Genomic DNA, 19,493 nt, shown 5'->3' on the forward strand with positions numbered 1-19,493 from the left:
ATCAGTAGCGGCGCTGACCGCGCTGGTCGTAGTCGTCCTGGTCGTAACCGCCGTTGTTGTACGGCTGGGTGTGGCCGCCGTACTGCTGGCCGCCGCCCGGCTGTTGCTGCTGAGGGGGGTAGCCGCCGTTGTCGTGGTCGTCCCAGCCGCCCTGGTGCTGCTGCTGGCCCTGGTCGTAACCGCCGTAGCCGCCGTTGTCGTGCTCGTCCCAGCCGCCCTGCGGCTGGCCGCCGTACTGCTGGCCGGCCTGGTCGTACCCGCCGTAGCCGGCCGCCTGGTCGTCCTCGGGGCGGTAGAAGCCGGTGGGCTCGCTGTAGGTGCCGTAGCCGTCGCCGGCCGGCTGGGCGCCGCCGTACTGCTGGGTTCCGCCGCCGTACTGCTGGGTGCCGCCCCCGTACTGCTGGGTGCCCCCGCCGTACTGTTGCGTCCCCCCGCCGTACTGCTGGGTGCCGCCCGGCTGAGGGTTGTCGTCCCAGCCGCCGGCGCCGACGAAACCGCCCTGGGGCGGGACCGGCGCGCCGTACGGGTCGGGGAACTCGTCGTCCAGCGCGGGCACCGGGCGTTGCAGCATGGTCGGCGCGTCGGCCATGCCGGGCGCCTGCGCGATCATGGTGGCGTCGTTGGCACGGCCACCGCCGACCGGCGCCGCCACCCGGGTCGCGTCGTTGAAGCGGCCCTGGCTCGGCGGGATCGCGCCGCCCGACGGGGACATGCTCGTCGGGTCGTCGTCGCCACCGTCGGACGGGTTGTTCTTGCGGCGCATCCAGACCAGCACGATCGCGCCGATGCCGGCCGCGACGAGCAGGACGCCGATGATGATGTAGAGCCAAGAGCTGCCGCTGTCCTCGCTCGCGGCCGCGTTGTTGGCCGGCGTGCCCTCTTCCACGGTCTCCGTGGTCGCGGGCTGTTCCTCGGCCGCCGACTCGTCGGTGGTCGGCGTCGGGCTGGCCGACGCGGACGCCGAGGCCGACGGGGAGGCGGAGGGGGACTCCACGACCTGCGACTCGAGAATGATGTTCTTGGAGACCCGGCCGTCGGCGTTGCCCTGCACGGTGACCGTGACCCGCGAGAAGTCCTGCTTCACGGCGCCGAGGGTCAGCGTGCCGACCGCGATCGGCTTGCTGTCGGTCGAGGAGAACGTGAACGAGCCGCCGCTGCCCGAGGTGGTCTCGAACGTCGCGCCGGCGCTGTCCCGCAGGCCCACCGTGGCGCCCGAGATGCCCTTGCCGTCCTGGTCGCGGACCTTGCCCGAGACCTGGCGGACGGTCTGCGGCTTGTCCGGGCCCTTGACCGTGATGTTCGCGCTGGCGCTGTCGGAGTCCCCGTTGATCGAGGCGGTGACCCGGACCTGCACCTGGCGGGTGTCGCCGGCGTTCACCTTGGGCGCGGTGAGGCGCGCGTTGAACGTCCGGTCGCCGCCGGCGTCGATCTGCGTGACGCCGGAGCACTCGCCGGAGCAGCTCATGCCGGTGACCTGATAGGTGACAGTGGCCCGGCCGGGGTTGCCGCCACCCGGCTGACCCTCGCCGGGGTCGACCTCGGGCGCGGACACGCTGAACTGCATGTTCAGCTGACCACCGGTGAGGACCTCGGTCTGCAGGTTGGTGATCTCCACTTGGGGAGGGTCGGCCAACGCCACAGCAGGCGCTACGAATAGGCTGCCTGTGACCACAGCCAGTAACGCACCGGCCTGGAACGCCCGGGCTCGTAGGTGCGTCGTCACCATCCACCGCCTTCCGGTCGCACGGTCTCCCGGCTGCTCTTCAGGTGCCGGTTACATCCCGCGACTAAAACACCGTCGGCCACTATGCCTTGTCACACGTCCATCGCGCGACCCAGGGCCGCGTACCAATCTCGGTGGACCGGGTCGTATCGTCCCGACATGTCCGCTGCGAAGAATAATTCCGAGTCCGTGATCCGGGCGTTGGACGCGCTGGACCGCGGCGCCGAACCGGAGAGAACGGTGCTGCGTGACGCGGTGCGCGCGCTGCTGACCGAGTTGTCCCGCCGTGCCCCTGGCCGATCGGTGGAGGTGCGAATTCCGCCTTTCGGTGCGATTCAGTGTGTTCCAGGTCCCAGGCACACCCGTGGCACACCGCCCAATGTGGTCGAAGCGGATCCGGTCACCTGGGTGCTCGTGGCCACGCAGCGTGTGAGCTGGGCGGATGCGCTGAGTGACGGACGGCTGCGGGCGAGCGGCATCCGGACGGACCTGAGCGAATACCTGCCGCTGACCGGGGCGACTGCCGATTGACAGGCCGAGCCGTGTCCCCTCCGCTCGCGTACACTGGGCGGTCGGGAGCGGAGCGGTGGGTATCCCACTCACGTTCGAGCAGATCAGCATGAGGGAGCGACAGGTGCCCCGAGGCGACGGCCGGTTGACCGACGATCTCGACCCCCAGGAGCGCGGCCCCCAGGATGCCTGTGGCGTCTTCGGCGTCTGGGCCCCCGAGGAAGAGGTCGCCAAACTCACCTACTTCGGGCTCTTCGCTCTTCAGCACCGCGGCCAGGAGGCCGCCGGTATTGCTGTGAGTGACGGCTCCGGTGTGGTGGTCTACAAGGATCTGGGCCTCGTGTCGCAGGTCTTCGACGAGCCGACGCTGGCCAGCCTGCGCGGCCACCTCGCGATCGGCCACACGCGGTACTCGACGACCGGCGGCTCGAACTGGGAGAACGCCCAGCCCACGATCCGCGCCACCACGGCCGGCACGACCATCGCGCTGGCCCACAACGGCAACCTGGTGAACACGGCCGACCTGTCCCGCGAGGTCGCCGAGCGCGGCCTCGAGGCGGACAGCGCGACCTCCGACACCGCCCTGGTGACCACCCTGCTGGCCAGCCGCCCCGACCTCTCGGTCGAGGCCGCGGCGCTCGAGGTGCTGCCGGGCCTGCGCGGCGCCTTCAGCTTCGTCTTCATGGACGAGAGCACGCTGTACGCCGCCCGCGACCCCCAGGGCGTGCGCCCGCTGGTGCTGGGCCGCATGGAGCGCGGCTGGGTGATCGCGAGCGAGACCGCCGCCCTCGACATCGTCGGCGCCAGCTTCGTGCGCGAGGTCGAGCCGGGCGAGATGCTGGCGGTCGACGAGCACGGCCTGCGCTCGACGCGGTTCGCCGCGCCCGAGCCCAAGGGCTGCCTCTTCGAGTACGTGTACCTGGCCCGCCCCGACACCACGATCGCCGGCCGGAACATGTACTCGGCCCGCGTCGAGATCGGCCGCCGCCTCGCCAAGGAGCACCCGGTCGAGGCCGACCTGGTCATCCCGGTGCCCGAGTCGGGCACGCCGGCCGCGATCGGCTACGCCGAGGCCTCGGGTATCCCGTACAGCGCCGGCCTGACCAAGAACGCGTACGTCGGCCGCACCTTCATCCAGCCGTCGCAGACCATCCGCCAGCTCGGCATCCGCCTGAAGCTCAACCCGCTGCGCGAGGTCGTGCGCGGCAAGCGCCTGGTGGTCGTCGACGACTCGATCGTCCGCGGCAACACCCAGCGCGCGCTGGTACGCATGCTGCGCGAGGCGGGCGCGCTCGAGGTGCACGTCCGCATCTCGTCGCCGCCGGTGAAATGGCCGTGCTTCTACGGCATCGACTTCGCCACCCGGGCCGAGCTCGTCGCCAACGGCCTGGAGATCGATGGCATCCGCCGCTCGATCGGCGCCGACTCCCTGGGTTATGTTTCCCTGGACGGCCTGGTGCAGGCGACCGAGCAGCCGAAGTCGCGCCTCTGTATGGCGTGCTTCGACGGCGAGTACCCGATCGAGCTCCCGGCCGGCAACCTGATCGGCAAGCATCTGCTCGAGGGCGTCGGCAAGCGGGCGTCCATGCCGTCCGCGACCGACGAGGCCGCGACCGCGGCGGTGGCGGAACTCGAGACGGAGTACGAAGCCGTCGCCTCGCATCACCAGTGACTTTGATGTACCAAGCAGCTCTAAGGGGAGAACCGTGACGCACGTGTCCGAGCGCAACAACGCCGGGTCCAACCAGCCGTGGACGGCCGGTGCTGGACGCGGCGGTGCTCGTAAGCGCACGTCCACCTACGCGGACGCCGGTGTCTCGATCGAGGCCGGCGACCGCGCGGTCGAGCTGCTGAAGTCCAAGGTGAAAAAGACCACCAGGCCCGAGGTGATCGGTGACCTCGGCGGGTTCTCCGGCCTGTTCCGGCTGAACACCCAGAAATACAAGAGCCCGATCCTGGCCTCCTCGACCGACGGCGTCGGCACCAAGCTGGTGATCGCGCAGCAGCTCGACATCCACGACACGATCGGTATCGACCTGGTCGCCATGGTCGTCGACGACCTGGTCGCCTGCGGTGCCGAGCCGCTGTTCCTGCTCGACTACATCGCCTGCGGCGAGGTCGTGCCGGACAAGGTCGCCGAGATCGGAGCCGGCATCGCCGACGGCTGCCGCTACGCGGGCTGCGCCCTGCTCGGCGGCGAGACCGCCGAGCACCCGGGCGTGCTGCGCCCCGACGAGTACGACGTCTCCGCCACCGGCGTCGGCGTGGTGGAGGAAAGCGAGATCCTCGGCCGCGAGCGGGTCGAGGTCGGCGACGCGGTCATCGCCATGCGCTCCTCCGGACTGCACTCCAACGGCTACTCGCTGGTCCGTCACGTGCTGCTCGGCGCGGGCCGCATGCGGCTCGACTCGGTGGTCGACGACTTCGGCACTCAGCGGACCCTCGGCGAGGAACTGCTGACCCCGACCAAGATTTACGCCAAGGACTGCCTGGGCCTGATCGAGGAGACCGACGTCCGCGCGTTCTCCCACGTCACCGGCGGTGGCATCCCCGGCAACCTGAACCGCGTCCTGCCCGCCAACGCCGACGCGGTGGTCGACCGCTCGACCTGGCGCCCGCAGCCCATCTTCGACCTCATCCAGGCCAAGGGCCGGATCGAGGACCACGAGATGGAGGCCACGTTCAACATGGGCGTGGGCATGTTCGCGATCGTCTCGGCCGACGACGCCGACCGGGCCATGGCCTACCTGACCGGCCGGGGCGTCGAGGCATGGCAGGTCGGCGAGGTCATCGAGGGCACCGGCGAGGTGCAGATGATGGGGCAGTACACCCGCGGCTGACGCCGGCTGTGAAGATGAACATGAAATGATCCGCGTGTGTCGATGTCGGGCACATGCGGATCTTTCGTGTTCAGGGTGGACTGTGGGGCCTAGCCTGACGACGTCGGGGACCTAGGAGGTGCGTGTGGCGGACAGGTGGAGCGGGATGCGCGGGATAGCGCCCGTGCCGACCTACGTCGTCATGCAGCCCACGACGCTCTGCAACCTCGACTGTTCCTACTGCTATCTGCCTTTCCGCGCGGTCGACAAACGCATGCCGGTCGAGGTCGCGCGGGCCGTGGCCACGGCGGTCGAGCCGTGGGCGGCCGGCGGGCGCTTCTCGGTGGTCTGGCACGGCGGGGAACCGCTCGCCGCCGGCCGGGAGCACTTCGCCGCGCTGATCGCCCCGTTCGGCCCGGCGGTCGAGCACCACGTGCAGACCAACGCCACGCTGATCGACGACGCCTGGTGCGAGTTCTTCGCCGAGCACGAGATACGGGTCAGCGTCAGCGTGGACGGCCCGGAGGCGCGCAACGGCGACCGGGTCACCCGGGGCGGCCGCCCCGCCTACGACCGGATCCTGCGCGGCGTCGAAGCGCTACGCCGGCACGGCATCCCGTTCTCGGCGCTCTGCGTGGTCGGCGATCCGCGGCCGGGCGTGGCCGCCGAGCTCTACGACTATTTCCTCGAGCTGGGCTGCGACGTGCTCGGTATCAACGTCGAAGAGCTGGAGGGGGTCAACACCAGGACCAACGGCCACGACGCGGCCGAGGTGACGGCTTTCTGGGCGGAGCTGGTCTCGGCCTGGCGTCGCGATCCGAGAATCCACCTGCGCGAGGTCGAGTGGTCCCTGCGATACGCGGCCGCTGTCCTCGACGGGACCGCCGACGAGCTGCTGCCGCGCCGGCTCGACCCCATCCCGACGATCGCCCACGACGGCTCGGTGGTGCTGCTCTCACCGGAACTGGCCGGCTTCTCCGACCCCCATTACGGCGACTTCACCAGCGGAAACGTCCTGAGCGCACCGTTGGGCGCCATTCTGGCCGGCGCCGAGGGTTCGCCCTGGATCGCCGAGTTCCTGCGCGGTGTGGAGTCCTGCCGCGCGACCTGCCCCTATTTCGGCTTTTGCGGCGGGGCGCACGCGGCCAACCGCTACTTCGAGACCGGCCGGTTCGACACCACCGAGACGGACCACTGCCGGAACAGCAAGATGCGCCTACTGGAGGGAGTGCTGGACCATGCCCGAGATCATGAACCCACGGCTGTCTGACGACGCGGGGAGCGATCCGGTTACGGCACGGGTACGAGACACCCGGGCCGGGTTGGCGGCCCTCATCGCCGAGGCGGAGGAGGCTCGACGGCAGCGCGCGGAGAGCACGTCGGAAGACGGCGGCTCAGCGGTCTGCGCCTGGAACCACTTCGAGAACATTCCCACGTTCTACAACTGGAACAACCGACCGCGGTAGCGGCGGTTCAAGCCCACGCGGGCTGGTACCCCGCGTGGGCTTCAGTGTTGAACCGTTGGATGGAAGGTGACCACGACACACGGAAGCACGCGGTCGGCCGCGTGCTCTGTGCAATACGGGTCAGCGCCTTGTAGGCGACCAGCTGTCCTGGTCGTCGTCAGCATCATCCTCGTCATCGTCGACGAACTCATCGTTGTCGTCGTCGAAGTGACGGTCGGACTGGCGTGTACCCGCCAGTTCGCGCTGCAAGGCGGTGAGGTCGGTGTTCGGGGAGTGGTATTTCAACTCCCGGGCCACCTTCGTCTGCTTGGCCTTAGCACGGCCGCGCCCCATGGCTCGACCCCCTCGCACAGAATTCGGGGCAGCCCGAAGGCGGGCCCCGATGACGTCAGGCATCTCTCGTGGGTCTTACGGTACATGGACGATGCCTTGTTTGGCACCTCGGGTTGCCTGTGACACTGCCGCGCGTCGCGGTTTTCCGTCCCGGGACGCGCGGCAGGCGCGAAACCCCTCCCATTTCGACCGGATCGACCGGTCAGGAGGCCGTCCTCAGCTCAGGTAGATGGACCTCAACCGGCCGACCTCGGCCATCCGCTGCTCGGCCAGCCGGTCGGCCGCGACCGCCGGCGAGACGCCCTCGGAGTCGGCCAGCTGGAGGATCCGGCGGGTGGTCTCGAAGATGCCGGTCGCGCGCAGCTTGGCCCGCTCGAAGTTGAAGCCCTCGATCTCGTCGGCCACCTGGATCACGCCGCCGGCGTTCACGAGGTAGTCGGGCGTGTAGAGGATGCCTCGTTCGGCAAGCGTCTTCTCGATGCCGGGGTGAGCCAGCTGGTTGTTCGCGCCGCCGGTGACGACCTTGGCCCGCAGCGCGGACACGGTGTCGTCGTCCAGGGCGCCGCCCAGCGCGCACGGGGCGTAGACGTCGAGGTCGCTGGTGATCAGGGCCTGGGTGTCGGCGACGAGCTCGATCTGGGGGTACGTGGTGCGGGCCCAGCTCAGGGCGGCCTCGTTCACGTCGGTGGCGATCACCGCGGCGCCGTCCTCGACGAGGTGGCCGGCCAGGTACTTGCCGACCTTGCCGAGCCCGGCGATGCCCACCGTGCGCCCGGCCAGGGTCGGACGGCCCCACGCGTGCTCGGCCGCCGCCCGCATGCCCTGGAAGACGCCCCAGGCGGTGAGGATGGAGGAGTCGCCGGCGCCGCCGTGCTCGAGGCTGCGCCCGGTCACGTACTTGGTCTCGCGGGCGATGACGTCCATGTCGGGCACGTACGTGCCGACGTCGCAGGCCGTGTAGTAGCGGCCGTGCAGGGACTCGACGAAGCGGCCGTACGCCCGCAGCAGCCCTTCGGACTTGGCCCGGGCCGGGTCACCCCAGATGACCGCCTTGCCCCCGCCCAGGTCCAGGCCGGCCAGGGCGTTCTTGTACGCCATCCCGCGGGAGAGCTTCAACACGTCCGCGAGCGCGTCCGCCTCGCTCTCGTACGGATAGAACCGGGTGCCACCGAGCGCCGGCCCGAGGGCCGTCGAGTAGATCCCGATGATCGCCTTGAGGCCGGTCTGCCTGTCCTGGCAGAAGACGACCTGTTCGTGACCGGTGGCGTCGGTGCCGTCGGTGTCGAACACGCCCATGGCTGTTCTCCTGATTCTTCTGTTGTGGCCCTCGTGGGACCCGTTGTCCCGGCGGGGGTATGCCGGACATCTGCGAGCCTAGTAGTGCTCCCCCGCTCGGGATTACGTCCGCGCGGGAAGTTCCGCTCGGCCGAATTCGTGAAAGACTCGCGCCGTGCCGTCACTGTTCGCGTCGTACCTACGGGTTTACGAGCCGCTGACCGCGTTCGACCGTGATCGTCAGGTGTTCTGGCGTCGCTATGCCCGGGAGGGCCGCGATCTCGGCCCGGTCGACGGTCCGGTCCGTCAGCGCACGGCGGTGCTCGAGGCGCTGGGTGCGGGCTGGACCCGGTTGCCCGACCTGCCCGACGAGGCGTACGTGCTGCAGTGGGGTGATTCCCTGCTCGTCTGCCCCTGGAACCTGCGCCTGCGGGTGGCCGAGGCCGCGCTCAACGCGCGCGACGGGGTGCCCAGCGTGCTGGCCGACGCCTTCGTGCCCCCGGTGCTGGCCGGGCAGGCCAAGGCCATCGTCGAGGACTGGCGCAGCGGCGCCAAGGTGCTGGAGCACGGCGTGCCGCGGGTGCACGAGCAGATCGCCACCTGGGGTGTCCCGCTGCGCTGGTTCGCCTTCGTCGACCTGGAGGAGCGGGAGTTCTCGCTGACGTCCGAGGGACGCACGCTGCGGTACCGCACGGAGATCTCGAAGGCCCGCCGGCGGGCCCACCGCGCCGTCGCGGTGCTGCGCAAGTCGCTGGGCGACGCGCCGATCACCGAGGCGGTCGAGGAGGGCACCCGGTGGCTGGAGGAGTTCCACCCGCGCTCCATCGTCGAGCTCGACTACGGCGGCCTCGTCAACCTTCTCCCGGATGACGACCTCGCGGCGGACGATTCACCCGGATTGGTGGCAGCCGGACTTTCCGCCCTGTCCCGGGGCGACGCCGACGACGCCTCCGCCGTCTACGAGAAGCTCGTCGAGCGGTGGCGGGCCGTCCAGCTCCTCGAGCGCTGCAACTGAGCTGCGAAAATGCGGACAGACCGGCGGGTTTCGCGGTCCGTGGGAACGCTCCCGAAGTGAATACTCTTCGTAATCACCGCTGGCCGAAGCGTGATAATCGGACTAAACGAGACACTATCTGGCGTAGAAAACACGCAAAAATCGGGCATGCTTCATCCGTCTATCTGGGGACGTTCGTCCGTTCGGCCCATGTCGGACATCGGGGACTAGCCGGACCATGAGAGACGCACCGGCCGGCGGGACCCCGGCCGATGTTCGTAGGTACCTGTGGAGGAGTGACCGATGGCATCGCGTACGCACGATCCTGAGCCGCTACTAACGCCGGCAGAGGTGGCGTCGATGTTCCGTGTCGACCCGAAGACCGTCACCCGGTGGGCGAAGGCCGGCAAGCTGAGTGCGATCCGCACTCTGGGCGGCCACCGTCGTTACCGGGAGTCGGAGGTTCGCGCCCTGCTGCAGGGGCAGATTCCCACGCAGCGTCAGGGCGACTGAGCGGACCTCAGTCGGTACGAAAGATCGTTGTAAGGGGCGACGTCGGGGAAGGCGATCGCCCCTTCCTCGTTTCCTGAGCAGTTTTTCTTGATCAGCTTCTCCTGCTGGATGAAACGAGGGAATACGTCAGCCGTGACGGCCCCGGCCGGACGTATTTCACGCCAACCGAGTTGCCCCCGGGCGGTCATGCGCCGAGGGTGGGCACCATGGAACAACCACCGATCGGCGACGTCTTCGGCGAGATGATCCGGGACGCGTACGCGGTACACACCGGAGTCGGCCCCCGGCCCTTGGCGGGCGGCCGCGTGCCGCGCCCGGTGATCGAGGTGATCGAGCGCGACGACGGCCTGATCAACGGCGCGCCGGCCGATCACTATCTGGCCGGGCCGGACGAGTGGCAGCCGCACGACCACCGGGCGCTGCGGCTGTGCCGCGGGCACGTTCTCGACATCGGGACCGGAGCCGGCCGTACGGCGGTGGAACTCCAGAAACGCGGCATGGCGGTGACCGGCCTGGACACCTCGGCCGGCGCCATCGAGATCGCCCGGCGCCGGGGCCTGCGCGACACCGTGCTCAACACGGTCGACGCCTACTCCTCGGCCGCCGTCCGGTACGACACGTTTCTGCTGCTCGGCAACAACCTCGGACTGATCGAGGGTCCCGAGCGCGCGCCCGTCTTCCTGGACGCGCTGGCCCGGCTGGCCAACCCGGGCGCCCGGCTCATCGCCCAGGGCACCGACCCGTACGGCACCACCGATCCCGTGCACGTCTCCTACCATCAGCGGAACCGGGAGCGCGGACGGCTCGGCGGCCAGCTGCGGCTGCGGTTGCGGTACCGGCTGCTGGCCACCGAGTGGTTCGACTACCTGAACTGCTCGGTGGCCGAGCTGGAGGCGCTGGTGCAGGGGACGGCGTGGCGGCTCAAGGCGGTCGACGACGGTGACCGGCCCTACTACATAGCGGTCCTGGAACTGGCGGGATGAGTGTCAGCCGCCGCATCGCCTTCCTGTTGCGGCACCGGCCCGAGACGGCGGGGCTGACCCTCGACGCGAACGGCTGGGTGCCGGTCGGCGACCTGCTGGCGGCGCTGCCGATCGGCCGGGCCGAGCTGGACGAGATCGTCGCGAACGACGAGAAGTCCCGGTACGCGATCGAGCGCCGGGCCGACGGGACGGAGTGGATCCGGGCCAACCAGGGCCATTCCCGCCGGGTCGCCGTCGACCTCGGCCTGGTGCCCGCCTCGCCGCCCGCGGTGCTGTTCCACGGCACGCCCAGCCGCAACCGGTCGTCGATCCTGCGCGACGGCCTGCGGCCGGGCAGTCGTCATCACGTACACCTGTCGCCCGATGTTTCGACGGCGCTGGTCGTCGGCCGCCGGCGCTCGGCCGACGTGATGGTGCTGCGGGTGGCCGCGGAAGAGATGGAAGCGGCCGGGCACATATTCCACCGGAGCGAGAACGGGGTCTGGCTGACCGATGCCGTGCCGCCAAAGTACCTCCTGCTAGAACGGACAAATCCGTAATATCCCTGGCTCCACAGTGGTGAACGCCTTACCCGCCGTTAGCGTTGGGTCATGGGGAGGATCACCCGGCGTGAGCTGATGAATCTCGCCGGTGCCGTGGGTGTCGTCGCCACCCTGGCCGGGCTCGCGTACGGACTGCCCGCCCTCGACCGGTCCCTCCCGGCGCAGCGCGCGGTCAGCCCCGACGAGCCGTACCAGGTCGGCGCCGGAGTCAGCGTGGTGCCGCCGGCCGGGGCCACCATCGACGTCACCGAGACGCGGCCCGGCGAGAACGAGGGAACCGTTCTGTTCCGGCTGGGTCCGGTGCGGTACGCGATCGCCGTACGCCCCTTTCGGGGTGACCTCGACGCGGCCGCCTCCCGCCTGCGTGAGCGGATCACCAACACCGCCGGTTACCAGGTGACCGGCGCCCAGCTCGCGGTCAGCACGGCCGGCGGGCTGGCCGGTCTCCAGGGTGGATACACGGCGCCCGGGCGCGGCGGCCGGTACGCGGTCTTCGTCGCCGACGAGCACACCATCGAGGTCACGATCAGCGGAAACGATCTGGATCTCGGGCGTACGCTGCCGCAGATCGAGGCGAGCACCCGCACCCTGCGCCACGACGGGGAGGGCCGGTGACCGCCTCCGTCGTCCGCCCGGCCAGCGGCCGGATCCGCGTGTCGGCGCCCGCGTTCGGCGTCGTCCTGGTCCTGCTCGCGGCCGGCGCGGTCCGGATGGCGCTGCTGGCCGGGGAGTTCGTCACGGCGTACCCCAAAGCGACCTTGACCTCGGTGTTGCTCTTCGCCCTGCTCGCCGTGCCGTTCTGGCTGGTCGTGTCGGAGCTCGACTTCCTCGAACGGGAACCGGTCCGGCTGCGCGTGGTCGCGTTCGCGTGGGGCGCCCTGGTCGCCACGACCGTGTCGATACCGGGCGGCGCGGCGCTGGAGAACCTGGTCGCCAAGCTCGGCTCGCCGCATCTGGCGGCCGACTGGGGAGCGGCGGTCGCCGGGCCGACAGTGGAGGAGATCGCCAAGACGCTGGGCGTGGTGGCGATCGTGCTCGTCGCCCGCGCCCAGGTCAACAGCGTCCTCGACGGCGTCGTCTACGGCGCGATGGTCGGTCTCGGCTTCCAGATCGCCGAGGACGTCGTCTTCGCCGTGGGCGCTGTCGCGCTCGCCGGCCAAGGTGATCAGATTCAGCCGGTGATCACGACGTTCCTGCTGCGTGGTTTCCTCTCCAGCGTCTGGAGCCACACCCTGTTCGGCGCACTCGCCGGGGCCGGCGTCGGTTATTTGGTCGTACGCCGTGAGCCCGTTCGCGCCGTTCTGGCCGTCCTCGGAGCGTGGGCGGCGCACGTGCTCTGGAATTCGCCGCTGCTCACCGACGGCCTCGGCAACGGCGTCCTGGCGCTGCTGGGCGTCATCCTGCTCAAGGGGCTGCCCCCGTTGCTGCTGATCCTGCTGCTGGTCAGGCGTCTGCACGACCGCGAGGCCGACTATTACGCCTCACGGCTCGCCACCCTGCGGGATCCAGCGCTGATCACCTCGGACGAGCTCTTCGCTCTGCGGTCCGGCTCCCGTCGAGCGGCGGCCCGCCGGCAGGCGCCACGACGGGCCAAGGCTTCGGTACGCCGGCTCCAGCGCGCCCAGGCGCGGCTGGGTGTCGAACTGAGCCGCGATTCGGTGCCCGGAATCGGACAATGGTCATCGGTGATCCGCTCGGAGCGGGCCACGCTGGAACGCCTGGGCCACCCGGAGGCGATCGCCGGGCCCACGTCGTGGCGGCACACGGCGTCGACCGTGCTCACGACAGTGGTGGCGATCGCCGTCCTGTGGGTGGCCCTGTCCGCGCTGGGCGGTTCCTAAAGCTTCGGGGGCAGGCCGCCGTCGCCGTCCACCACCATGTCCGGGGTGCCGTCCTCGTCCAGGTCGACCATGGTGATGTCGACCTTGCCGTCGCCGTCGGTGTCGAACTGGTACAGGTCGGGCTTACCGTCGCCGTCGGTGTCGGACACCCAGACATCGGGCTTCCCGTCGCCGTTCGCGTCCTGCGCGATGAGGTCGACGCGGTCGTTACCGCGCGTCTCGACGGTCTCCTGCGGCTCAGTCATGCGGTTCTCCCCTTCACGGCTTCGTCTCGCTGACGAGAGTAGGGCTCACGTCACAGCTCCGCGAGCCGGGTCACACCGGTACCGTGGATCGAATGGACATTGCTGCCGACAGCGTGCAGGACCTCCTCAGCGCCACCGGTGGCGGCGGAACCCTCGGCACGCGGATGGGCATCCAGCTCAGCGAGGCCTCGGCCGAGCGGGTCGTCGGCACCATGCCGGTCGAGGGCAACACCCAGCCGTACGGGCTGCTGCACGGCGGCGCGTCCTGCGTGCTGGCCGAGACGCTGGGCTCGGTGGGCGCGGTCATGCACGGCCAGAGCGTCGACCGGCCGTTCGCCGTGGGCGTCGACATCAACGCCACCCACCACAAGGCGGCCCGCTCCGGCGTCGTCACCGGCGTCGCCACCCCGGTGCACCGGGGCCGCACGATGGCGACGTACGAAATCGTCATCACCGACGAGGGCGGCGACCGGGTGTGCACCGCGCGCATCACCTGCCTGTTGCGCGGAGCGTGATATTTCCGCGCTGACAAGCGAACCTTGACCGATCCACGTACCTTTTCTCACGTGACCGAGGTTCCACAGCACGCCTTCGACGACGCGGCGCTCGTGCTCCAGCGTGCGCTGACCGGCGACAGCGACGCAGTGGTCGGCACGTTCGACGCCGTGGTCGACCGCGACGGCATCGTCGGCGCCTACGACGTGGCGTGGTGTCTGGCCGCCACGATGGTCGGCCAGATCCCGTCCGGGGGCGCCTGGACCCTCGACTTCCCCGGCATCGACGACGCGCGGTACGACAAGCGCTGGGTGGCCCGCTTCGTCAGCGCGTACGTCAACGGCGACATCTACACGGGCGAGGCCCTGTTCGGCGCGGCGATCGCCGACGGCCAGCTGCCCGACTGCCTGCTGGCCCTGGCCGGCTCGACGGTGGCCACGCTGCGCCACCGGGCGGCCTAGTGCCCCTTGAGATATAACGCCTTCGCGTACTGGGCGGCGGCGGCCTCGTTGTACATGGACGCCTGACCCATGTAGTACTCCTGGTCGGCCCACGCGGCCTGCGCCTGCGCCGTCCCCTTCCAGCGGATGCTCGCGTCGACGTCGGACAGCCCCCGAGCCCGGAACTGCTTGCGCATGGCCATCCGCCCGGCCCGGAACTTCTCCTGAGCCTCCTCGGCCAGCCGCATGGCCTCGAACGCCTTCTCGCTCAGCGCCTCCGCCATAGTCCAGGCCGCCTGCTCCGCCGCGTTGGTGAAAGTCAGCACCGCGTTCCTCCTCGAACCGCTGCCCATCGACCTGGGACACACTCTTGCCGACCGCGCGGCGCCCCATCAACCCCCGGAAGCCAGCCCGAATAAGCGCGAAATGCCCCGCCCAACTCCTCAACCACCCGCCGGAACGACCGATTCTGAACCTCCGCGGAAAAAGGGATCACCGAGGAGGCCGAGAGGAACCCCCGCACGGGCAGGGCTGGTGCCCGTGATCCTCAAGACCCCCTCACCCCGGTGCCCGCGGCCTCCCCCTGGCCGCGGGCACCGCTTCCGGGAGTTCGATTGGCGCTAAGACAACGGCACGGCCCTGAGGCTGGTTCTCGTGGCGGTGTAGATGAAAGGCCCTGGGTCATCGAGCAGCCGCCCGATGGACCGCCATGGGATCATGATGATCTCGAGTTGCTCGAAGGTTCCGCGCGCTTCCGGTCCTGATAGCGGGATCATTCGAGCGCCGAAGGTGCGCACTGCCTCGATCTCGCGAAGGTTTTCCCGAATGTGCCGATCGCGGGTGAGTATCAACCACCGGTTCCGAGCGACCGCGGCTCGCCACAGCGACATCCTCGCACCACTTCCCCCTCGAGAGACCAGCCTCCGACCGGCTGTGGATAAGTCCGCTACGGCTCGAGGTCGATGGCGGCCTTCATTTCGGTGTCCATGTGGAACGGGACCGACTCGTGTTCGTGGGTTATGAGCCAGCGGCCGTTCAGGCGGCGCAGGCCCACGGTGACTCGGTACCAGAGGGTGAAGGGCTCGGTGCTTCCCCTGGGGGTTGCCGTCATCGAGTCGATGCTGGTGGCGAAGGCGACGTCGCCGTCGGCGGTGATTTCCAGCTGGGTCACCTGGCGGCGGGGCGGGGCCTCGAACGTGGCCAGCCACTGCTCGGTTGGAGTGGGATCCGTGGTGTCCACCCTCGTGCTCAGTGGTGGTGCCAGGCTGAACTCGACCACCTCGGGGGCCGAGTACGCCAGCATGGCCTTCACGTCGCCGGTTTCCAGCAGGGCGGCTCGGCGTTCGATGACTTCGCGGATCTCTTGCATGTCGGTCTCCTCGGTAGAAGAAATCTCGTGCGGGACGTCGAAGCCGGCGCTGTGGTTTCGACATCCTGGACGAGAGAAGGAGATGAGCGATGAAATATCTGATCCTGATTCAGTCGAACCCGCGCAGCCTGGCCGTCTGGGACAAGATGTCCGACGACGACCGGACCGCTTTCGGCAAGGGGCATCTGAACCTCAACGCGGAGATGCGCGAGGCCGGGGTTCATGTCGCCTCCGAGGGGCTGGCCGATCCGTCACTGGCCAAGTGGGTTTCGGTGCGCGGCGGCGAGACGGTTGTCTCCGACGGGCCGTACGCCGAGGTCAAGGAGCATCTGGCCGGCTTCTACCTGATCGATGTGGCCGGCATGGAGGAGGCGGCCGCCTGGGCCGCCAAGGTGCCCGACGCCGCCAACACCGAGGTCGAGGTGCGGCCCGTTCTCGATATGAGCGCATGGGATTAGAGGACGTTCTCCGTACGGCCGCGCCTCAGGTTCTGGGCGCGGTGGTGCGCCGGTACGGCGATTTCGACGCGTGCGAGGACGCCGTTCAGGAGGCTCTTCTGGCGGCGGCGCGGCAGTGGCCGACCGAGGGTGTTCCCGGCGATCCGCGGGCCTGGCTCATCCGGGTGGCGTCGCGGCGCCGGATCGAGGCTTTGCGCAGTGACGAGGCTCGGCGGCGGCGGGAGGCGCTGCCTCCCGATCCGGTTCCGGAGGTACGCGGTGACGACGAGCTCACGCTGCTCCTGCTCTGCTGCCACCCGGAGCTGACGCCCTCGTCGCAGATTCCGCTCACCTTGAGGGCGGTCGGCGGGCTCACCACGGCCGAGATCGCCCGGGCCCTGCTGATTCCGGAGAGCACTGTCGGCCAGCGGATCAGCCGGGCCAAGCGGCGGATCAAGGAGACCGGTGCCCGTTTTGTTCAGACCAACCCGGACGCCGTACGCCAGGTCCTGTACCTGATCTTCAATGAGGGGCACACCGCGAGCGCGGGCCCGGCGCTGCAGCGGGTGGAGCTCAGCACCGAGGCGATCCGGCTGACCCGGCAGCTGCACGCGCGGCTGCCGGACGACGGCGAGGTCACCGGGCTGCTCGCGTTGATGCTGCTCACCGACGCCCGCCGGCCGGCCCGGACGGGGGACGACGGCGCCCTGGTGCCGCTGGCCGAGCAGGACCGCACGAGGTGGGACCGGGCCGCCATCGACGAGGGCATCCGCCTGGTCACCGCGGCGTTGCGGGAGACCGCGGTCGGGCCGTTCCAGGTGCAGGCCGCGATCGCCGCCGTGCACGCCGAGGCGCCGTCGGCCGCGGACACCGACTGGGCGCAGATCCTCGAGCTCTACCGTCTGCTCGACGTGCTCGCGCCCGGGCCGATGGTCACCCTGAACCGGATCGTGGCCCTGGCCGAGGTGGACGGGCCGCTCGTCGCCCTGCGCGCCCTGGAAGGCGTGGCGCTGGACCATCACCGGGTGGCCGCGGTCCGCGCGCATCTGCTGGAGATGGCCGGTGATCCGGTGGGCGCCGAACGGGCGTACCGGGAAGCCGCCCGTCGGACTTTGAGCCTGCCCGAGCGGCGCTATCTGGAGTCGCGGGCCTTGCGCTTGCGGATCGACGAGCGGGGTCGAGGCTACGGCGGTAAGAAGGGCGGGGCCCGCCGGCTTTGACGTTATGACGGACGCAACCGGCCGGCGGGCTCCGCTTTTACCCGCCCGGGCGTACCGGGCGGGGGTTCACGGCCGCAGCCAGACCGCCTCGTCCCGGTGTGACTCGAGCGGCCCTGGATAGTCGAGGCCGCGGCGCACGTCCGCCGGCAGCCGCCACGGCTGGTGGACCGCCACGCCCTCGATTCCTTTGAGTTCCGGTACGTAGCGACGAACGTACACGCCCGAAGGGTCGAACCGCTCCGCTTGGCGGATCGGATTGAAGCGCCGGTACGGCCGGGTGTCGTTCCCGGTGCCCGCGACCCACTGCCAATTGCCGGAATTGTTCGGCACGTCCCCGTCGAGCAGCCAGCGGAAGAACCACTGCACGCCCGGCCGCCAGTCGAGGCCGAGATGCTTGGTGAGGAACGCCGCGGTGATCAGCCGGGCCCGGTTGTGCATCCATCCTTCCGCCTGGAGCTGGCGCATCCCGGCGTCCACGATCGGCACGCCGGTCAGGCCATCCTTCCAGTGCTGGAGCGCGTCCGAATCATCCCGCCATGATGAGTCGGCGGCCAGGCGCATCGGCTTCACCGAGATCTCCGGGAAGGCGAGGGCGACCTGGTAGTAGAAGTCGCGCCAGCACAGTTGCCGGACGAACGGTTCGTTCTCGCGGGTGGCGTTGGCCAGTTCGAGGGGCGACAGACAACCGAAGCGGAGGTACGGGCTGAGCCGGCTCGTCCCGTCGGCCGGCATGTCGTCGTGGAGTTCCGCGTACGGCTCCACATGGCGCAACCACGTGGAAAGCCGCCGCCGGGCCTCGGTCTCCCCGCCCTCGGCGGCGTCCGGCGACTCGCCGTCGGGCAGCGCCGGCAGGCGGCCGGCCGCGACCCCCTGAGGCAGGGTGATCTTCGTCGGCGCCGCCACCTGTTCGCGCCACTGTGCCGCCTGCCAGACCCGGAAGTAGGGCGAGAAGACGCGGTACGACTGGCCGCCACCGCCCGGGCGCAGCGCACCCGGGTCGACTACGGTCAGGCCCGGGAACAACCGCAGGGCGATCCGGTGCCGTTCGCATTCGCGGCGCAGCCGGTCCTCGCGACGGCGGGCGTAGCCGCTGACGTCGGCGGCCATCCCGATTCCCTCCGCGCCCACCGCACGGGCCACCTCGATGGCCTCGGCCACCGGGTCGCCCATCCGGATCACCAGGTCGCCGCCGAGGGCGCGCAGCGTCTTGCGCAGGTCGGCCAGGGCCTGGTGCAGGAAGCGCGTCCGGTTCGGGGAGAGCTTGCCGAGGGCCGGGTCGAGGACGTAGAGCGGCACCACCTGTTCGGCGTTGGCGCACGCCGCGGCCAGGGCGGGGTTGTCGTGCACCCGCAGGTCGCGGGTGAACAGGACGACGGCCGTGCGCATCAGGCGGCCAGGTGCACGGGGGTGCCGGGCCGGGTGAGCAGGCTGCGCACCGCGACGGCGGCCCGGCGCCGGTTGGGCACGGTGGCCCGGCCGGCGAAGACGTCGTAGCCGGCCGCCTCGATCTCGGCCAGGATGCCGCCGTACAGGGCGAACGCCGTGCGCATGCAGGCCTGCGAGGCCGGGTCGAGCATCGGGATGCCGACGGCGGCCGCGGCGTAGTGCTCCTTGGCGCGCGAGACCTCGTACTCGACAAGCGCTCTGACCGCCGGTGTCGGCTGTCGTCTCTCCAGCGCGCGGCGGGTCACGCCGAACTCGGCGAGGTGCGATTCGGGCAGGTAGACCCGGCCGCGGTCGAGGTCTTCGGCGACGTCGCGGATGAAGTTCGTCAGCTGGAACGCGAAGCCGAGCTGACGGGCCGGCTCCCGGGCGGCGACCGGATCCTTCGACCCGAGGATCGGCAGCATCATCGTGCCGATCACGGCGGCCGAGCCCTCCATGTAGTCGAGCAGGTCGTCGTAGGTCGCGTACGAGGTGACCGTGAGATCCATCGCCATGCAGCGCAGGAACGTCGCGAAGTCGTCCACGTCGAGGTCGAAGACGGCGATGGTGTGCAGCACCGCGGGCAGCAGCGGGTCGTCGACCGGCTCGCCGCGCAGGCCGGCCACGAACAGGTCGGACCACTCGGTCAGCAGCGCGGCCCGCTCGGCCGGCGGCAGGTCCTCGGTGCGGTCGACGATCTCGTCCGCGTACCGGGTGAAGCCGTACAACGCGTGCACGTGGCGCCGCTTCCAGGCGGGGAGGAGCTGAGTCGCCAGGTAGTAGGTGCGGCCGTGCTTCTTGTGCAGTTCACGGCAGCGCTCGTAGGAGGCGGCCAGATCGAGATCCACTCGTTTCCCCAATCA

Annotated in this window: 24 protein-coding genes; 15 read left to right on the forward strand and 9 right to left on the reverse strand. The window is 70.0% G+C overall.

Annotated elements, in window-relative coordinates:
- Position 1 precedes the first annotated feature (1 nt).
- Positions 2 to 1,615 carry a carboxypeptidase-like regulatory domain-containing protein gene (locus tag AB0C26_RS18360; RefSeq protein WP_360248163.1) on the reverse strand — a complete coding sequence of 538 codons (1,614 nt, stop codon included), beginning with the start codon at positions 1,613 to 1,615 and terminating at the stop codon, positions 2 to 4.
- 267 nt (positions 1,616 to 1,882) lie between these two features.
- Here AB0C26_RS18360 and AB0C26_RS18365 point away from each other — a divergent pair, with 267 nt between their 5' ends.
- The 5 genes from AB0C26_RS18365 to amcA all read left to right on the forward strand — a co-directional run bounded on the left by AB0C26_RS18365 (position 1,883) and on the right by amcA (position 6,518).
- Positions 1,883 to 2,254, forward strand: coding sequence for a sterol carrier family protein (locus AB0C26_RS18365; RefSeq protein WP_360248165.1), 372 nt, complete (start codon positions 1,883 to 1,885; stop codon positions 2,252 to 2,254).
- Positions 2,255 to 2,357: 103 nt separating this feature from the next.
- Complete coding sequence (purF, locus tag AB0C26_RS18370) at positions 2,358 to 3,905, forward strand: amidophosphoribosyltransferase (protein WP_360248347.1); 1,548 nt, start codon at positions 2,358 to 2,360, stop codon at positions 3,903 to 3,905.
- Positions 3,906 to 3,939: 34 nt separating this feature from the next.
- Entirely contained in the window at positions 3,940 to 5,073 is a 1,134-nt protein-coding gene (purM, locus tag AB0C26_RS18375) for a phosphoribosylformylglycinamidine cyclo-ligase (protein WP_360248167.1), read from the forward strand.
- A gap of 145 nt (positions 5,074 to 5,218) precedes the next feature.
- Positions 5,219 to 6,322: a cyclophane-forming radical SAM peptide maturase AmcB gene (gene amcB / locus AB0C26_RS18380; RefSeq protein WP_360248349.1), complete on the forward strand. Its 1,104-nt coding sequence runs from the start codon at positions 5,219 to 5,221 to the stop codon at positions 6,320 to 6,322.
- A complete protein-coding gene (gene amcA, locus AB0C26_RS18385; RefSeq protein WP_360248169.1) occupies positions 6,291 to 6,518 on the forward strand; it encodes a multiple cyclophane-containing RiPP AmcA in 228 nt (75 codons plus the stop codon). Before amcB ends, amcA begins: the two co-directional genes overlap by 32 nt.
- A 120-nt stretch (positions 6,519 to 6,638) precedes the next feature.
- Here the strand turns inward: amcA and AB0C26_RS18390 are convergent, their stop codons facing one another.
- A complete protein-coding gene (locus AB0C26_RS18390; RefSeq protein WP_133873684.1) occupies positions 6,639 to 6,851 on the reverse strand; it encodes a DUF3073 domain-containing protein in 213 nt (70 codons plus the stop codon).
- Between the two features lie 216 nt (positions 6,852 to 7,067).
- Entirely contained in the window at positions 7,068 to 8,147 is a 1,080-nt protein-coding gene (locus AB0C26_RS18395) for a Glu/Leu/Phe/Val dehydrogenase dimerization domain-containing protein (RefSeq protein WP_360248171.1), read from the reverse strand.
- A gap of 154 nt (positions 8,148 to 8,301) precedes the next feature.
- Between AB0C26_RS18395 and AB0C26_RS18400 the strand changes: the two genes are divergently transcribed.
- From AB0C26_RS18400 to AB0C26_RS18425, 6 genes are all read left to right on the forward strand, one after another.
- A complete protein-coding gene (locus AB0C26_RS18400) occupies positions 8,302 to 9,141 on the forward strand; it encodes a hypothetical protein (protein ID WP_360248173.1) in 840 nt (279 codons plus the stop codon).
- A gap of 282 nt (positions 9,142 to 9,423) precedes the next feature.
- Positions 9,424 to 9,633 (forward strand): BldC family transcriptional regulator, encoded by a 210-nt coding sequence (locus tag AB0C26_RS18405; protein WP_014687221.1) that lies wholly within the window; start codon positions 9,424 to 9,426, stop codon positions 9,631 to 9,633.
- Between the two features lie 206 nt (positions 9,634 to 9,839).
- Positions 9,840 to 10,616, forward strand: coding sequence for a methyltransferase domain-containing protein (locus AB0C26_RS18410; protein WP_360248175.1), 777 nt, complete (start codon positions 9,840 to 9,842; stop codon positions 10,614 to 10,616).
- Positions 10,613 to 11,155 carry an RNA 2'-phosphotransferase gene (locus AB0C26_RS18415; protein ID WP_360248177.1) on the forward strand — a complete coding sequence of 181 codons (543 nt, stop codon included), beginning with the start codon at positions 10,613 to 10,615 and terminating at the stop codon, positions 11,153 to 11,155. The genes AB0C26_RS18410 and AB0C26_RS18415 overlap by 4 nt, the downstream gene beginning before the upstream one ends.
- Before the next feature lie 51 nt (positions 11,156 to 11,206).
- Positions 11,207 to 11,773 (forward strand): hypothetical protein, encoded by a 567-nt coding sequence (locus tag AB0C26_RS18420; RefSeq protein WP_360248179.1) that lies wholly within the window; start codon positions 11,207 to 11,209, stop codon positions 11,771 to 11,773.
- Positions 11,770 to 12,999 (forward strand): PrsW family intramembrane metalloprotease, encoded by a 1,230-nt coding sequence (locus tag AB0C26_RS18425; protein ID WP_360248181.1) that lies wholly within the window; start codon positions 11,770 to 11,772, stop codon positions 12,997 to 12,999. Before AB0C26_RS18420 ends, AB0C26_RS18425 begins: the two co-directional genes overlap by 4 nt.
- On the opposite strand, the gene AB0C26_RS18430 is transcribed toward AB0C26_RS18425, so the two are convergent.
- A complete protein-coding gene (locus AB0C26_RS18430; protein WP_360248183.1) occupies positions 12,996 to 13,244 on the reverse strand; it encodes a hypothetical protein in 249 nt (82 codons plus the stop codon). The genes AB0C26_RS18425 and AB0C26_RS18430 overlap by 4 nt on opposite strands.
- A 92-nt stretch (positions 13,245 to 13,336) precedes the next feature.
- Here AB0C26_RS18430 and AB0C26_RS18435 point away from each other — a divergent pair, with 92 nt between their 5' ends.
- Together AB0C26_RS18435 and AB0C26_RS18440 are read left to right on the forward strand one after the other, a co-directional pair.
- On the forward strand, positions 13,337 to 13,759 hold the full coding sequence (locus AB0C26_RS18435) for a hotdog fold thioesterase (protein WP_360248185.1): 423 nt from the start codon (positions 13,337 to 13,339) through the stop codon (positions 13,757 to 13,759).
- Positions 13,760 to 13,810: 51 nt separating this feature from the next.
- A complete protein-coding gene (locus tag AB0C26_RS18440; protein ID WP_360248187.1) occupies positions 13,811 to 14,200 on the forward strand; it encodes a hypothetical protein in 390 nt (129 codons plus the stop codon).
- On the opposite strand, the gene AB0C26_RS18445 is transcribed toward AB0C26_RS18440, so the two are convergent.
- The 3 genes from AB0C26_RS18445 to AB0C26_RS18455 all read right to left on the reverse strand — a co-directional run bounded on the left by AB0C26_RS18445 (position 14,197) and on the right by AB0C26_RS18455 (position 15,548).
- Complete coding sequence (locus tag AB0C26_RS18445) at positions 14,197 to 14,505, reverse strand: hypothetical protein (RefSeq protein WP_360248189.1); 309 nt, start codon at positions 14,503 to 14,505, stop codon at positions 14,197 to 14,199. The two genes, AB0C26_RS18440 and AB0C26_RS18445, sit on opposite strands and share 4 nt — an antisense overlap.
- 294 nt (positions 14,506 to 14,799) lie before the next feature.
- Entirely contained in the window at positions 14,800 to 15,069 is a 270-nt protein-coding gene (locus AB0C26_RS18450) for a hypothetical protein (RefSeq protein ID WP_360248191.1), read from the reverse strand.
- A 56-nt stretch (positions 15,070 to 15,125) separates the two neighbouring features.
- Entirely contained in the window at positions 15,126 to 15,548 is a 423-nt protein-coding gene (locus AB0C26_RS18455) for a nuclear transport factor 2 family protein (protein ID WP_360248193.1), read from the reverse strand.
- Between the two features lie 89 nt (positions 15,549 to 15,637).
- Between AB0C26_RS18455 and AB0C26_RS18460 the strand changes: the two genes are divergently transcribed.
- Both AB0C26_RS18460 and AB0C26_RS18465 read left to right on the forward strand, forming a co-directional pair.
- Entirely contained in the window at positions 15,638 to 16,006 is a 369-nt protein-coding gene (locus AB0C26_RS18460; protein WP_360248195.1) for a YciI family protein, read from the forward strand.
- Positions 15,997 to 17,205, forward strand: coding sequence for a sigma-70 family RNA polymerase sigma factor (locus AB0C26_RS18465; protein ID WP_360248197.1), 1,209 nt, complete (start codon positions 15,997 to 15,999; stop codon positions 17,203 to 17,205). Before AB0C26_RS18460 ends, AB0C26_RS18465 begins: the two co-directional genes overlap by 10 nt.
- A 66-nt stretch (positions 17,206 to 17,271) precedes the next feature.
- Here AB0C26_RS18465 and AB0C26_RS18470 read toward each other — a convergent pair whose 3' ends face one another.
- Positions 17,272 to 18,591: a deoxyribodipyrimidine photo-lyase gene (locus AB0C26_RS18470; RefSeq protein ID WP_360248199.1), complete on the reverse strand. Its 1,320-nt coding sequence runs from the start codon at positions 18,589 to 18,591 to the stop codon at positions 17,272 to 17,274.
- Positions 18,591 to 19,478, reverse strand: coding sequence for a phytoene/squalene synthase family protein (locus AB0C26_RS18475; RefSeq protein ID WP_360248201.1), 888 nt, complete (start codon positions 19,476 to 19,478; stop codon positions 18,591 to 18,593). Before AB0C26_RS18475 ends, AB0C26_RS18470 begins: the two co-directional genes overlap by 1 nt.
- Positions 19,479 to 19,493: the final 15 nt, after the last annotated feature.

It is taken from the genome of Actinoplanes sp. NPDC048796 (genome assembly GCF_040650035.1).
In the GTDB taxonomy this organism is placed as follows: domain Bacteria; phylum Actinomycetota; class Actinomycetes; order Mycobacteriales; family Micromonosporaceae; genus Actinoplanes.

Excerpts from the sequence above, each read along its gene's own strand:
- AB0C26_RS18365 (WP_360248165.1), top strand. The coding sequence starts at position 1,883 with ATGTCCGCTGCGAAGAATAATTCCGAGTCCGTGATCCGGGCGTTGGAC.
- amcB (WP_360248349.1), top strand. The coding sequence starts at position 5,219 with ATGCGCGGGATAGCGCCCGTGCCGACCTACGTCGTCATGCAGCCCACG.
- amcA (WP_360248169.1), top strand. The coding sequence starts at position 6,291 with ATGCCCGAGATCATGAACCCACGGCTGTCTGACGACGCGGGGAGCGAT.
- AB0C26_RS18390 (WP_133873684.1), bottom strand. The coding sequence starts at position 6,851 with ATGGGGCGCGGCCGTGCTAAGGCCAAGCAGACGAAGGTGGCCCGGGAG.
- AB0C26_RS18395 (WP_360248171.1), bottom strand. The coding sequence starts at position 8,147 with ATGGGCGTGTTCGACACCGACGGCACCGACGCCACCGGTCACGAACAG.
- AB0C26_RS18405 (WP_014687221.1), top strand. The coding sequence starts at position 9,424 with ATGGCATCGCGTACGCACGATCCTGAGCCGCTACTAACGCCGGCAGAG.
- AB0C26_RS18410 (WP_360248175.1), top strand. The coding sequence starts at position 9,840 with ATGGAACAACCACCGATCGGCGACGTCTTCGGCGAGATGATCCGGGAC.
- AB0C26_RS18415 (WP_360248177.1), top strand. The coding sequence starts at position 10,613 with ATGAGTGTCAGCCGCCGCATCGCCTTCCTGTTGCGGCACCGGCCCGAG.
- AB0C26_RS18420 (WP_360248179.1), top strand. The coding sequence starts at position 11,207 with ATGGGGAGGATCACCCGGCGTGAGCTGATGAATCTCGCCGGTGCCGTG.
- AB0C26_RS18430 (WP_360248183.1), bottom strand. The coding sequence starts at position 13,244 with ATGACTGAGCCGCAGGAGACCGTCGAGACGCGCGGTAACGACCGCGTC.
- AB0C26_RS18435 (WP_360248185.1), top strand. The coding sequence starts at position 13,337 with ATGGACATTGCTGCCGACAGCGTGCAGGACCTCCTCAGCGCCACCGGT.
- AB0C26_RS18450 (WP_360248191.1), bottom strand. The coding sequence starts at position 15,069 with ATGTCGCTGTGGCGAGCCGCGGTCGCTCGGAACCGGTGGTTGATACTC.
- AB0C26_RS18455 (WP_360248193.1), bottom strand. The coding sequence starts at position 15,548 with ATGCAAGAGATCCGCGAAGTCATCGAACGCCGAGCCGCCCTGCTGGAA.
- AB0C26_RS18460 (WP_360248195.1), top strand. The coding sequence starts at position 15,638 with ATGAAATATCTGATCCTGATTCAGTCGAACCCGCGCAGCCTGGCCGTC.
- AB0C26_RS18465 (WP_360248197.1), top strand. The coding sequence starts at position 15,997 with ATGGGATTAGAGGACGTTCTCCGTACGGCCGCGCCTCAGGTTCTGGGC.
- AB0C26_RS18470 (WP_360248199.1), bottom strand. The coding sequence starts at position 18,591 with ATGCGCACGGCCGTCGTCCTGTTCACCCGCGACCTGCGGGTGCACGAC.